This is a genomic window from Streptomyces sp. NPDC060028, assembly GCF_042736725.1.
Classification (GTDB): domain Bacteria; phylum Actinomycetota; class Actinomycetes; order Streptomycetales; family Streptomycetaceae; genus Streptomyces.
On record NZ_JBHWVJ010000113.1, the window covers coordinates 1 to 13093 of the forward strand.

12 protein-coding genes are annotated in these 13093 nt (G+C 71.6%); 6 read left to right on the forward strand and 6 right to left on the reverse strand.

The window, feature by feature from the left end:
• Window positions 1-694, reverse strand: a 694-nt coding sequence (locus ACFWBF_RS33855; RefSeq protein ID WP_385608510.1) for a PspC domain-containing protein, incomplete at its 3' end; no start/stop codon positions are given.
• 131 nt (window positions 695-825) lie between these two features.
• Between ACFWBF_RS33855 and ACFWBF_RS33860 the strand changes: the two genes are divergently transcribed.
• From ACFWBF_RS33860 to ACFWBF_RS33870, 3 genes are all read left to right on the forward strand, one after another.
• Complete coding sequence (locus ACFWBF_RS33860; protein ID WP_385608511.1) at window positions 826-2118, forward strand: PspC domain-containing protein; 1293 nt, start codon at window positions 826-828, stop codon at window positions 2116-2118.
• A complete protein-coding gene (locus ACFWBF_RS33865) occupies window positions 2115-2810 on the forward strand; it encodes a LuxR C-terminal-related transcriptional regulator (RefSeq protein WP_385234716.1) in 696 nt (231 codons plus the stop codon). The genes ACFWBF_RS33860 and ACFWBF_RS33865 overlap by 4 nt, the downstream gene beginning before the upstream one ends.
• A 91-nt stretch (window positions 2811-2901) precedes the next feature.
• Window positions 2902-4014 (forward strand): alpha/beta hydrolase, encoded by a 1113-nt coding sequence (locus tag ACFWBF_RS33870; protein ID WP_385608513.1) that lies wholly within the window; start codon window positions 2902-2904, stop codon window positions 4012-4014.
• A 6-nt stretch (window positions 4015-4020) separates the two neighbouring features.
• Here ACFWBF_RS33870 and ACFWBF_RS33875 read toward each other — a convergent pair whose 3' ends face one another.
• The 3 genes from ACFWBF_RS33875 to ACFWBF_RS33885 all read right to left on the reverse strand — a co-directional run bounded on the left by ACFWBF_RS33875 (window position 4021) and on the right by ACFWBF_RS33885 (window position 6526).
• Window positions 4021-5061: an NlpC/P60 family protein gene (locus ACFWBF_RS33875; protein ID WP_385608515.1), complete on the reverse strand. Its 1041-nt coding sequence runs from the start codon at window positions 5059-5061 to the stop codon at window positions 4021-4023.
• Window positions 5062-5211: 150 nt separating this feature from the next.
• A complete protein-coding gene (locus ACFWBF_RS33880; RefSeq protein ID WP_385608517.1) occupies window positions 5212-5565 on the reverse strand; it encodes a hypothetical protein in 354 nt (117 codons plus the stop codon).
• 64 nt (window positions 5566-5629) lie between these two features.
• Window positions 5630-6526 carry an alpha/beta fold hydrolase gene (locus ACFWBF_RS33885; RefSeq protein ID WP_385608518.1) on the reverse strand — a complete coding sequence of 299 codons (897 nt, stop codon included), beginning with the start codon at window positions 6524-6526 and terminating at the stop codon, window positions 5630-5632.
• Between the two features lie 158 nt (window positions 6527-6684).
• Here ACFWBF_RS33885 and ACFWBF_RS33890 point away from each other — a divergent pair, with 158 nt between their 5' ends.
• Entirely contained in the window at window positions 6685-6987 is a 303-nt protein-coding gene (locus ACFWBF_RS33890; protein ID WP_385608519.1) for an ArsR/SmtB family transcription factor, read from the forward strand.
• Window positions 6988-7121: 134 nt separating this feature from the next.
• Window positions 7122-9638: a DNA helicase PcrA gene (gene pcrA, locus ACFWBF_RS33895; RefSeq protein WP_385608521.1), complete on the forward strand. Its 2517-nt coding sequence runs from the start codon at window positions 7122-7124 to the stop codon at window positions 9636-9638.
• 87 nt (window positions 9639-9725) lie between these two features.
• Here the strand turns inward: pcrA and ACFWBF_RS33900 are convergent, their stop codons facing one another.
• Window positions 9726-11270: a M23 family metallopeptidase gene (locus tag ACFWBF_RS33900; RefSeq protein WP_385608523.1), complete on the reverse strand. Its 1545-nt coding sequence runs from the start codon at window positions 11268-11270 to the stop codon at window positions 9726-9728.
• 221 nt (window positions 11271-11491) lie between these two features.
• The gene (locus tag ACFWBF_RS33905) at window positions 11492-12289 is read right to left on the reverse strand and encodes an esterase/lipase family protein (RefSeq protein ID WP_385608525.1); all 798 of its coding nucleotides are present in this window, start codon (window positions 12287-12289) and stop codon (window positions 11492-11494) included.
• A 176-nt stretch (window positions 12290-12465) separates the two neighbouring features.
• Here ACFWBF_RS33905 and ACFWBF_RS33910 point away from each other — a divergent pair, with 176 nt between their 5' ends.
• On the forward strand, window positions 12466-12867 hold the full coding sequence (locus tag ACFWBF_RS33910; protein WP_385608527.1) for a cobalamin B12-binding domain-containing protein: 402 nt from the start codon (window positions 12466-12468) through the stop codon (window positions 12865-12867).
• Window positions 12868-13093 lie beyond the last annotated feature (226 nt).

Genomic DNA, 13093 nt, shown 5'->3' on the forward strand with positions numbered 1-13093 from the left:
ACCGTACCCATCCGGGTCTTCGACCACCGGGTGCCCGGAGTGGGCTCCACCCTGCGGCGGCATCGGCCGAATCGTCCGGGCCCCACAGGTACCCGCTGGACCCGACCGGCCCGGTGGTGCCGTCCTTGACCAGCGGATCCCGCCACCAGGACGGGCCGCCCGGGGTGGGCGGCGCCTGCGTCTCGGGCGGCGCCTTCGTCTCCGCCGCGGCGGTGCGGTGCGCGGCCGCCGCGGGTGCCTGCGCCTGCGGGGCGGGGGCGCTGCGGCGGCGCTGCGACCAGTACGAGGCCCCGCCCAGCGCGAGCACGACCAGGACGGAGAAGACCGCCAGCCCGCCGTTGTCCAGCATCGACAGGAACAGCGCGCAGCCCACCAGCGCGGCGAACACCGCCGCCAGGGTCGCGCCCTCGACCCGGCCCGTCAGCAGCTTCTTGGCCTCGCTGTCGTCCTCGCCCTCCAGGGGCAGCAGCAGCCACGCGAAGCCGTAGAAGATCAGGCCGACGCCGCCGGTGACCGCGAGCACGCCCAGCACGATCCGGAAGACGACCGGGTCCAGGTCGAAGTACCGGCCCAGGCCACCGCACACGCCGGCCAGTACCTTGTCGCGCTTGCCGCGGCGCAGCGGCGGACGCTCGGCAGGCGGCGGGGCGGCGGCGCCGGACCCGGCCGGCGGGGTGTCGTGCACTTCGGTCATGCGTCCATGGTGACGGGCCGCCGACCCTCCGGGCATCCGGCCCGACCCTGGGACAACCCTGATATCCCCCGGACAGAAGTGGGGGGCCGCCCTGATGCCGGGCGGCCCCCGCGCGTGTGACCATCGGTGACATGCCCGCCGTCGCCGCCCCCCGTATCCCGCACGCACCCGATTCCGACGAAGTCCCGCAGCGCAAGCTCTACCGCAGCGCCGACGGACGGATGCTCGGCGGCGTCGCGCGCGGACTCGCCGGGCACCTCGGACTGCCCGTCATCTGGGTACGGCTCGCCTTCCTGCTGCTGTTCATGTGGGGCGACGGCCTCGGCATCCTGCTGTACGCCGCGTTCTGGGTGTTCGTACCGCTCGGCGTCGGAGGCCGCACCGGGCACCGCTCCTTCTTCGAGACCCTCCCCGACGGCACGCGCCGTCTGCGCAAGCCCGAGCGCGGCCAGATCACCGCCGTGATCGCCTTGTGCATCGGCGCCGGCATCTTCATCTCCAAGGTCCAGCTCGGCGGCGCGTCCGGCCGTTACGTGTGGCCGACGCTGCTGGTCGGGGCCGGGGTGGTCCTCGTATGGCGCCAGGCCGACAACGCCCGCCGCGCCCACTGGAACGAGGCCGTCGGCCGCCACGGGCGGCTGTTCCAGGTCGCCCGCGCGCTCGCGGGCGTCGCGCTGGTCGGCGTGGGCCTCACCGTGTTCATCGTCGTGCGCGGCTCCGCGGCCCAGCTGGGCAACGTGCTCACCGCCACCCTCGCCGTCCTCGTCGGCGTCGCCCTGCTCGCCGGACCCTGGCTGATCCGGATGACCCAGGACCTCTCCGAGGAGCGCCTGATGCGCATCCGCGCCCAGGAGCGCGCCGAGGTCGCCGCCCACGTCCACGACTCCGTCCTGCACACCCTCACCCTGATCCAGCGCAACGCCGAGGACGTCGGGGAGGTACGCCGCCTCGCGCGGGCCCAGGAGCGGGAGCTGCGGAACTGGCTGTACAAGCCCGAGGGCACCGGCAAGGACGAGGCCGAGGAACCGGCGACGCTGGCCGAGGCCGTGAAGAAGACCGCCGCCGAGGTGGAGGACCACCACGGCGTCCCCATCGAGGTCGTCGTCGTCGGCGACTGCCCGCTCGACGACAGGCTGGGCGCACAGATCCAGGCCGCGCGCGAGGCGATGGTCAACGCCGCCAAGTACGGTGGCGAGGGCGGGCCGGTGCAGGTGTACGCCGAAGTGGAGGGCCGGACGGTGTTCGTGTCCGTACGCGACCGCGGACCGGGCTTCGACATCGACGCGGTACCGGACGACCGGATGGGCGTACGAGAATCGATCATCGGCCGGATGCAGCGCAACGGCGGGACCGCGCGGCTGCGGTCCGCGCCCGACGGCGGCACGGAAGTCGAGCTGGAGATGGAGAGGGCGGCAACGGCATGACCGAGACCGAGGGCAGCGCTGTGACGGAGACCAGGAGGGTCCGGGTGGTGCTCGTCGACGACCACCGGATGTTCCGTACGGGCGTGCAGGCGGAGATCGGCGAGACCGGGCGGACCGGGGTCGAGGTCGTCGGCGAGGCGGCCGACGTGGACCAGGCCGTCACCGTCATCACCGCCACCCGCCCCGAGGTGGTGCTCCTGGACGTGCACCTGCCCGGCGGCGGCGGCGTCGAGGTGCTGCGCCGCTGCGCCCCGCTGATGACGGCGGCCGAGAACCCGGTGCGGTTCCTGGCCCTGTCGGTGTCGGACGCGGCCGAGGACGTCATCGGGGTCATCCGGGGCGGCGCGCGCGGGTACGTCACCAAGACCATCACCGGCACCGACCTGGTGGACTCGGTCTTCCGGGTGCAGGACGGGGACGCGGTGTTCTCGCCGCGGCTGGCCGGCTTCGTGCTCGACGCCTTCGCCTCGACGGACGCGCCCCCCGTGGACGAGGACCTGGACCGGCTCACGCAGCGCGAGCGCGAGGTGCTGCGGCTGATCGCGCGCGGGTACGCGTACAAGGAGATCGCCAAACAGCTCTTCATCTCGGTGAAGACGGTGGAATCGCACGTCTCGGCGGTCCTCAGGAAGCTCCAGCTCTCCAACCGCCACGAACTGACCCGCTGGGCGACCGCCCGCCGGCTGGTGTGACCCGGGAGGGGCTCCCTCCCGGCCGGTGTGATCCATGCCGCAGGCGCCCAGGGCAACCGGAGCGTGTCGCGCGGCACTCTTCGTTGCCGTGATGAGCCTGACGGGGACCCCCCTTTTCGCGACGGCGGTCGCGCTGACCGCGATCGCCGTCCTCCTGCCGCTGCTGCTGTGGAGCAAGGCGCGCGGGCCCGCCGTCGTACGGGTCGCCACCCGCGCGTCGATGGTGGTGTTCGCCCAGGCCACCGCCATCGCCCTGGTGTTCATCGGGGTCAACCGGGACATGACCTTCTACGCGTCCTGGGGCGACCTGTTCGGCACCGGCAAGTACGTCACCGCCGCCCCCGATCTGGGCGCGGACGGACTCGGCGGGAAGAAGGCCGCGGAGGTCAAGGCGGAGCCGAAGGTGCACCAGGCCTTCGAGGTGGTCGACGGCCTCGGCGGGCGGGTCAGGAAGACCGAACTCGACGGCAAGGTCTCCGGGGTCAAGGGCGACGTCATGGTGTGGCTGCCGCCGCAGTACGACGACCCGGCCTACAAGGACAAGAAGTTCCCGGTGGTCGAGCTGATCCCGGGCATACCCGGGACGGGCAAGTCCTGGTTCCAGGGGCTCAAGGCGCACCAGGTGCTGGAGCCGCTGATGAAGGAGGGCAAGGTCAAGCCCTTCATCCTGGTCTCCCCGCGCGCCATGCTGCTCGGCAACGCCGACACCGGCTGCGCCAACATCCCCGGCAAGGTCAACGCGGACAGCTGGTTCAGCGTCGACGTCCGCAAGATGGTCACCGACAACTTCCGCGCCTCGGACGAGGCCCGCACCTGGGGCGTGGCCGGGTACTCGGCCGGCGCGTACTGCGCCGCCAAGCTGGCCATCGCCCACCCCGACCGCTACAGCGCGGCCGTGTCCCTGTCGGGCTACAACGACCCGGGCCAGGAGCCCTCCTCGCTGGTCGCCAAGGACCCGCAGCTGCGCGTCACACACAACCTGAAGGCCGTACTGGGGGCCGCGCCCACGCCGCCGGCGGTCTCGCTGTGGATGTCGGGGGCCGAGCAGGACGGCTACCTGTCCGGCATGGACCTCAAGGCGATCGCGAAGAACCCGACCGTGGTGCACGCGGAGAAGGTGGCCGGCGGCCACAACCTCGAGTCGTGGTCGAAGCAGCTGCCGCAGACCTTCCAGTGGCTCACCGGTGTGGTCAAGGCGCCGTAACGGCCGTCACGCCGGGCGGGAGGCTCCGGCCCACGGCATCGAGTCGATCGGGGCCACGCGGACCGTCGAGCCGGGCCGGGGGGCGTGGATCATCTGGCCGTTGCCGATGTACATGCCGACGTGGGTGACCCCGGAGTAGAAGAACACCAGGTCGCCGGGGGCCAGCTGGTCGCGCGAGACCCGCTGCCCGGCGTTGATCTGGGTGTAGGTGGTGCGGGGCAGCGAGACCCCGGCCGCGCGCCAGGACGCCTGGGTCAGGCCCGAGCAGTCGAAGGAACCCGGCCCCGTCGCGCCCCAGACGTACGGCTTGCCGATCGCCCCGTACGCGAAGGCCACGGCGCGGGCGGCCCGCGAACCATCGGAGGGCGCCGGGGCCGTGTGCTGCCCGTCGGCGGGGGCGCTGCCGGCGGACCGGGCCTCGTACGCGGCCCGCTCCTCGGCGGTGAGCCGGGCCAGCAACTGCCGGGCGGCGGCGAGCTTCCCCTCGATCTCGGCCTTGCGGTCGGCGAGTTCGTCCTGCCGGGCGCGCAGGTCGGCCAGCCGTCCGGCGGCCCGGTCCTCGAGCTGCCCGACCTCGTCGAGCCGGTGGCGTACGGAGGAGATCGCGGCGGCGTTGCGGTCCCCGGCGCGGGTGATGAAGGAGGCCCGGTCCAGGTACTCCTGCGGGTCGTCGGCCATCGCCAGCTGGACGGCGGCGCCCAGGGTGCCGTTGCGGTACTGGGTGGCGGCGAGCGAACCGAGCGCGCTGCGGGCGGTGTTGAGCTGGTCGGTCTTGCGGGCGGTCTCGTCGCGCAGGTCGGTCAGCGCGCGCTGGGCCTCGTCGGCCTTCTCCTTCGCCCCGTTGTACCGGTCGGTCGCGGCCTCGGCCCCCTCGTAGAGCCGGTCCACCTCCGCCTTGACCTGGGAGGGCGTCGGCTGGGTGTCGGCCTGGGAGGTGCCTTCGAACGCGGTGGCGGTGGCAGCGCCCGCGAGGGCGAGGGTGGCGGCGGTCGTCCGTACGGTGCCGCCGGAGAGCGGGCGCTGCCTGGGCTTTCGATGACTGGCCACGAGGGCCTCACGTCCTTCTTCTCCCGGTGCCTGTCGGCACGTGCCCGGTGCTTGGAGGAGGACGCTAGACCCGAAGGTAACGGTCGGATGACGAGATGATCGTAAGTGGCCCGATGCGGCCGAAACTGTCGCTTCCGTATCGCGGTGAGGTCAGTGCCAGAGGACGGCGATGAAGATATTGACCATGGTCAGCCCGCCGACCGCACCGAACAGGGCCTTGTCCACCCGCTCCTCGTCGCGCTTGACGTAGACGAGGGCGAGGACCACGAAGAGGATCGCGAGCTTCACGCCGATCTTGATGTGGTCGAGGTGGCCGCCGTCCATCTGGCGGAAGCCGACGAGCAGGACGCCCGTGACGAGCATGGTCAGCGCGCCGTGCAGCATCGCCGGCACGAAGCGGGCGGTGCCCGCGCCCATCGCCTTCATCTGGGTCAGGAACCCGCCGAGGAGCGAGGCTATCCCGATGATGTGCAGGCCGAGGAAGACGTTGATCAATACAGTCATGGCCTCGAGCGTACGGGGCGGCCGGCGGCGGGTTTGCGGCGGGTTGCTACTGGTTTGCGGGGGTTCAGCCGAGGAACTTCACCAGCGCCGCCGTGACCGCCTCCGGCCGCTCCTCCGGGAGGTAGTGCCCGCTGCCGTCGATGCGCACGACCTGTGTGTCGGTGCCCAGTTCCGGCACCGCGCGGGTCAGCAGCTCGTAGTTGCTGAATTCGCCGCCGAGGGCGAGCAGCGGCGTGGTCACCGGGGCGTAGCCGGCGAGGTCGGCGATGTCCTGGGTGAAGGCCCGGTACCAGTCGTTGCTCGCCCGGATCGCCTCCGGGGAGTCGTAGGCGGCCGCGTACACCGCCCGGGAGTGGGAGTCGATGGTGGCGGGGTCGGTGGCGGCGCGGGAGAACAGCCAGTCCAGCAGGACGTGGTAGCGGCCGGCGAGCAGCTGCTCGGGCAGGTCCTGCACCTGGTTGAAGGCGAACCACCACTTGTGGATCCGCCCCGGCTCGGGGAGCAGCGGCTGCCGGGCCCAGTTGGGGTCGGGGTGCGCGACGTCGAGCAGGGCGACCCGGCCGGTGGCCTCGGGGTGGTTGGCGGCGTGGGCGTAGGCGACCATCGCGCCGATGTCGTGACCGGCGATGTGGGCGGATCCGATGTTGAGGTGGGCGAGCAGGGCGCGGATGTCGGCGGCCATCGTCTTCTTGTCGTAGCCGCCCTCGGGCTTGGCGGAGCCGCCCATGCCGCGCAGGTCGACGGCGATCACCCGGAACCGGCGGCCCAGCTCCGGCAGCACCTTGTGCCACTGCCACCAGGTCTGCGGCCAGCCGCCGAGCAGGACGAGCGGCTCGCCGTCGCCGCCGTTGGTCACGTAGTGCAGGCGCGTCCCGTTGACCTCGGCGTGGTGGCTGGAAAAACCGCCGTCGAGGGACGCGGCGAGTGCGGCGTCGTCGAGGGGGGTAGCGGTGTCGGGCATGGGGTGTCCTCACGGGGCTGGGTGTGCGGTGCGGGCGGCGCGGCCGTGTGTGCCGTCCGACCGTTCGAAGATTTCGTACGGTTGGACTGTACGAGATCTTCGTACGGTCTGGCAATGGCGTCGGGTACATCCGTACGAGTTCTGCGTACAGTGAGGGCATGCCTGCCGCTGCCGAGCTGACCCACCCCACCGCCGACCGCCTCGAACTCGTCGAGGTCCTCGCCGCGCTCGGCCACCCCGTCCGGCTGGAGATCGTCCGCAAACTCGCCTCCGGCGAGGCGGCCTTCTGTGGCGAGGTCGTCCCGGACCTGCCCAGGTCGAGCGTCACGCACCACCTCAGGACGCTGCGCGAGAGCGGGGTGATCTGCCAGCAGCCCCAGGGCCGCAAGCTCTACCTCGTGCTGCGCAGGGACGACCTGGAGCAGCGCTTCCCGGGGCTGCTGGAGCTCGTGCTCGGCTGAACCGGCCGGCGGCCCGCCCCGGTCGGCGCGGCCGGGCGGTCCCGGCCTCGGATCCGCTTCGAATCGCCTCCGATTCGCTCGATTTTCCGGGCCCGGGACCGACTGTCGGTCCCGCCCCCTAGACTCGGAAGGCGATGAGCAGCCTCTTTGACGACAGTTTCCTGGCGGACCTCTCCCCCTCCGACGAGGTCCCGCCGCCGCCCGAGGACCACCCCGCCCCGGACACGGGCGCGGACGACCTCTTCGGCGGCCGGTTCGACGTACCCATGTCCGGGGACGCGTACTACCGGGACGGCGCCCCCAGGCCCGTCATCGACCCGGCGACGCTCCTGCACGGGCTGAACGAGCAGCAGGCCGCGGCCGTGGTGCACGCGGGATCGCCGCTGCTCATCGTGGCCGGCGCCGGTTCCGGCAAGACCCGGGTGCTGACCCACCGCATCGGACACCTGCTGTCCGCGCGCGGCGTCCACCCCGGCCAGATCCTGGCGATCACCTTCACCAACAAGGCCGCCGGCGAGATGAAGGAGCGCGTCGAGAGCCTGGTCGGGCCGCGCGCCAACGCCATGTGGGTGTCCACCTTCCACAGCGCCTGCGTCCGCATCCTGCGCCGCGAGTCCAAGCGGCTCGGCTTCACGTCCTCGTTCTCGATCTACGACGCGGCCGACTCGAAGCGCCTGATGGCGCTCGTCTGCCGCGACCTGGACCTGGACCCGAAGAAGTTCCCGCCCAAGGCCTTCAGCGCCAAGATCTCGAACCTGAAGAACGAGCTGATCGACGAGGACGCCTTCGCGGGTCAGGCCGTGGACGGTTTCGAGAAGACGCTGGCCCAGGCGTACGCGATGTACCAGGGGCGGCTGCGCGAGGCGAACGCGCTCGACTTCGACGACATCATCATGACCACGGTGCACCTGCTCCAGGCGTTCCCGGACGTCGCCGAGCACTACCGTCGCCGCTTCCGGCACGTACTGGTCGACGAGTACCAGGACACCAACCACGCCCAGTACACGCTGGTGCGCGAGCTCGTCGGCACCGGCTATCCGGACCTGCCGCCCGCCGAGCTGTGCGTGGTGGGCGACGCCGACCAGTCGATCTACGCCTTCCGCGGCGCGACCATCCGCAACATCCTCCGGTTCGAAGAGGACTACGCGGACGCGACGACGATCCTGCTGGAGCAGAACTACCGCTCCACGCAGACGATCCTGTCGGCCGCCAACGCGGTGATCGAGCGCAACGAGAACCGCCGGGCCAAGAACCTGTGGACCCAGGCCGGTACGGGCGCGGGCATCACCGGCTACGTCGCGGACACCGAGCACGACGAGGCGCAGTTCGTCGCCGACGAGATCGACCGGCTGACGGACGCGGGCGACGCCAAGGCCGGCGACGTCGCGATCTTCTACCGGACCAACGCGCAGTCCCGCGTGTTCGAGGAGATCTTCATCCGCGTCGGGCTGCCCTACAAGGTCGTCGGCGGCGTCCGGTTCTACGAGCGCAAGGAGGTCCGCGACGTCCTCGCGTACCTGCGCGTACTGGCGAACCCGGAGGACAACGTCCCGCTCCGCCGCATCCTGAACGTACCCAAGCGCGGTATCGGCGAGCGGGCCGAGGCCATGATCGACGCGCTCGCCATGCGCGAGAAGATCACCTTCCCGCAGGCGCTGCGGCGCGTGGACGAGGCCTTCGGCATGGCCGCGCGCTCGACGAACGCGGTCAAGCGGTTCAACGTCCTGATGGAGGAGCTGCGGACCATCGTCGATTCGGGCGCGGGCCCGGCCGTGGTGCTGGAGGCGGTGCTGGAGCGTACGGGCTACCTGGCCGAGCTCCAGGCCTCGACCGACCCGCAGGACGAGACGCGGATCGAGAACCTCCAGGAACTGGCGGCCGTGGCCCTGGAGTTCGAGCAGGCGCGGGAGGCCGCGGCGGCTGAAGCGGCCGAGACCGGGGCCCCGGCTCCCGGCAGCGGGACGCTCGCCGAGTTCCTGGAGCAGGTCGCGCTCGTCGCCGACTCGGACCAGATCCCGGACGAGGACACCGAAGGCACCGGCGTCATCACGCTGATGACCCTGCACACCGCCAAGGGCCTGGAGTTCCCGGTGGTCTTCCTGACCGGCATGGAGGACGGGGTCTTCCCGCACATGCGGGCGCTGGGCCAGACCAAGGAGCTGGAGGAGGAGCGCCGCCTGGCGTACGTCGGCATCACGCGTGCGCGCGAGCGGCTCTACCTGACCCGGTCGACCATGCGCAGCGCCTGGGGCACCCCCTCGTACAACCCGCCGTCGCGGTTCCTCGAGGAGATCCCGGCCGAATACCTGCAGTGGAAGCGCACGGGCGCGGCGCAGAAGCCGGCCGGCCCGATGCGCAGCTCGGGGTACGGGTCTTCGGGCGGGGGCAAGGCGACCTTCGGGACCTCGCCGGAGTCGTTCCTGTCCTCGTCGCGCACGAAGTCGGGCCCGTCCGGGTTCGCCACGCGCCGGGCGGCCGACAAGCCGGTCATCGCGCTGGTGGTCGGGGACCGGGTCACGCACGACCAGTTCGGGCTGGGCACCGTCATGGAGGTCAGGGGAGCCGGCGCGGACGCGCAGGCCACCATCGACTTCGGGGACGAGAAGCCCAAGCGGCTGCTGCTGCGTTACGCGCCGGTGCAGAAGCTGTAGCGGGGGCGGGGGGGTTCGGCTTCGGCTTCGGCGGTCTGCGCTTCGGCGGGGACCTGGGTCGGAGCCGGGCTCGGGGCCGGGGAGGCTTTAGTTCGGGTCCAGGTCGTGGCTGCGGAGCCACGGCAGGGGGTCGATCGCGGCCCCGCCGCCCGGCCGAACCTCGAAGTGGAGGTGCGGTCCGGTGGAGTTGCCCGAGTTGCCGGAGTACGCGATGACGTCGCCGGCCTTGACCTTCCCGGAGCGGATCTTGGTGCTGCTGAGGTGGCAGTACCAGGTCTCGGTGCCGTCGGCCGCGGTGACTATGGCCATGTTCCCGTAGGCGCTGTTGTACTGGGTGCGCACGGTGCCGTCGGTGGCGGCCATGACCGAGGTGCCGTAGGAGACCGGGAAGTCGATGCCGGTGTGCACGGACATCCACATGCCGCCGGCCTGCCCGAAGGTGGCGCTGAGGCCGTGCTGCTCGACGGGGATCGCGAACTTGGGGCGCGCCGCCTCCTTGGCCGCGGCCTCCTCCGCCTTCCTCTTCTTCTCGTCCTCCTGGCGCTGGTGCAGGTCGAGGCGTTCCTGCGTACGGCTCGCGCGGTCCGCGAAGTCGCCCGCGTCGGCGCTGAGCGCGACCAGTTGGGTGTCGAGCTTGCTGTTCGCCGCGACCGGCTTCACCGAGGCCGGGTCGGGCGCGGCCATGGTGGTGGTGGAGTCGTCGGCCGGCTTGTCGGCGCCGGTGAGCCCGCCCACGGAGGCGGCGGCGATTCCCGCGACGCCCATCACGCAAGCCGAGGGCACGGCCACCGTGAGCAGGGCGGAACGCTTCGCCGGGGTCCGGCGGCGGCTGTTGCCGCCGCTGCTGCTGCTCTTCGCGGCGGCGGGCTTGGCCGAGGACTTGGCCGAGGACTTCGCCGAGCCCTTGGCGCCGGCGCGGCGCGAGGCACGGGGTTCGAGCGGCGCCGCCGCGGACGTGACGGGCATGGCCTGCGTGGGCAGGTCGTGCACCGGGTCCGGGTTCGGGTCCGCGTCCGGGTCCGCGTCGCCGCCGTCTTCGACGACCTCGAACACGGCGGTCTGGCTGTAGGCCTCGGCGGCGTAGTCGTACGCGGGCTGCTGCTCGGGCTGCTGCTCGGGCTGGTACGCGTAGTCGTACGTGTACTCGTAAGCCTGGTGTTCCTGCTGGGGTTGTTCCTGCGGAACGGTGTTCCAGGCGGTGGCGTCGTAGGCGCCCGTCTCGGTACCGGCCGTGCCGTAGCCCGGCACGGACCAGTTCCCGGTCGCGGTCTGGTCCACGGAGACGGCGTCGTAGCCGAACGCCGTGGCCTGCTGGTAGTCCGTACTCGGCGTGTTCCAGGCACTCGCATCCCACTGGCCCGTGGTGTCCTCGGGGACGCCCTGGGCAGGGATGGTGGACAGGTAGCCGTCCTGGGAAGGCTGGGCGTAACTCTCCTGCGTGGTCCACGCGGTGGCGTCGTACGCACCCGTGTCATACGACCCGTAGGCAGCGTAGTTATAGCCCTGGCCCTGGGTTTCGTAGGAAACCTGCGTTTCATAGGAAACCTGCGCCGAGTCACCAGCGAAAGTGGTGGTGGAAAGGCCGTCATACCCGTAATCGGGGTACTGGCCCGACGAGGGGCGGTCGTTCACCAACTTCTCTTTCGCCTCGGCAGTGGGGGCCTGGGTGGCCGAGGAATGTGATGTTCCTCGGGGAGAGCAGTGGCGTGACTGTACCCGGCGGTTACTGGCAACGACAATCTTCCGAGGTGTTCAGGCTCGGGGGAACCGGGCATTCGGCCGTCTTTCGGTCGCTGGAAGACGCAGCCTTGGCCTTGAGTTCGAAATCCGTTCGAGTTTCCGCCGGTTGGTGTTCAGGCGACGGAGGCGGTTCCGGGGCGCGCGACCGCGGCCAGGCCGGGGCCGTCCAGGGCGCGCCGGACCGCGGCGATGACACTCGGGTGCGCGGGCAGGGCGAGATGGCCGATGCCGGTGACCTGCACGTTCTCCGTGATCAGGTCGGGGTGCTCGATACGCGCCGTCCCGGTCGGGGCCATCAGCACGTCGAACTCGCTCCAGAACGCCACGCATCGGGTCCGGCAGCCGGGCGCGGGCGCGCGCAGTTCCGCCATCACCTCGGAGTCCGGGCGCATCTGCCGGACCAGCGGGTGCGCATCCAGGAACGGGGCGACGCGGGTGCCCGAGTGCGGGGTGCCGAGGGTGACGAGCGTGCGCACGCGGGCGTCGCCGCCGAGGCGCTGGACGTAGTACCGCCCGACCAGTCCGCCGAGGCTGTGCCCGACCAGGTCCACCCGCTCCTGCCCGGTGCGCTCGCACAGCTCCTCGACGCGGCGGGCGAGGTGGCGGGCGGTGACGCGCAGGTCGCGGGTGAAGGGGGAGTAGTTGTACGCCTCCACCTGCCGGCGGCCGCCCGCCCCGAGCGTGCGGCGCAGGAGGACGAAGACGGAGCGGTTGTCGGTGAAGCCGTGCAGCAGCAGGACGGGCGCCCGCTCGCCGACGGCTGCGCCGGGCTTCTCCTGGCGTACGCCGGAGGGATAGAGCAGGAGGTGCCCGCCGAGTACGATCGCCTCGAGAATTCCGGCCCGCAACGCGGCCCCGGACGTGGACACGGACCTGGACACGGGTATGCACACGGGTATGGACAGCCCCATCGACGGCCTCCCCTAAGCCTCTTGGGACCGCGACGGGTCACGCCACCGTGCCGTGCGGCTGTCGGCGCGGTGGCGCGGCACGCCATCCCACGTGTGATTTCCCCCTCGTGGTCGACCGCGAAACGGCGGCGTGCGCGATGCTGTACTTAACGTTCGTTCACTCGGGAGGCAGTGCGATGGGTGTGACCGGTCCGATCCGTGTGGTGGTTGCCAAGCCGGGTCTCGACGGCCATGACCGCGGTGCCAAGGTGATCGCGCGGGCCCTGCGGGACGCGGGCATGGAGGTCATCTACACCGGCCTCCACCAGACCCCCGAGCAGATCGTGGACACCGCGATCCAGGAGGACGCCGACGCGATCGGTCTGTCCATCCTCTCGGGCGCGCACAACACGCTGTTCGCGCGCGTGCTGGAGCTCCTGAAGGAGCGCGAGGCGGAGGACATCAAGGTCTTCGGCGGCGGCATCATCCCGGAGGCCGACATCGAGCCCCTGAAGGCGAAGGGCGTCGCCGAAATCTTCACCCCGGGCGCCACGACGACCTCGATCGTCGACTGGGTCAACGCCAACGTCCGCCACTAGCCTCCGGCGGTACCCCCGCCGCCCGAGCCCGGCAGCCCGGCTCCGGCCCCGGAAGCCGGCTCCGCCTTAGGCCCGGGCCCGGCCAGCCCCGGCCCCCGCTGCGCCGTGGCCCGGTCGCGGTTCGGGCCGGCTCCGCCGTGGCCCCGGGGGCCAGCCTCGCCTTAGGCCCCAGCCCCCGCTGCGCCGTGGCCCGGTCGCGGTTCGGGCCGGCTCCGCCGTGGCCCCG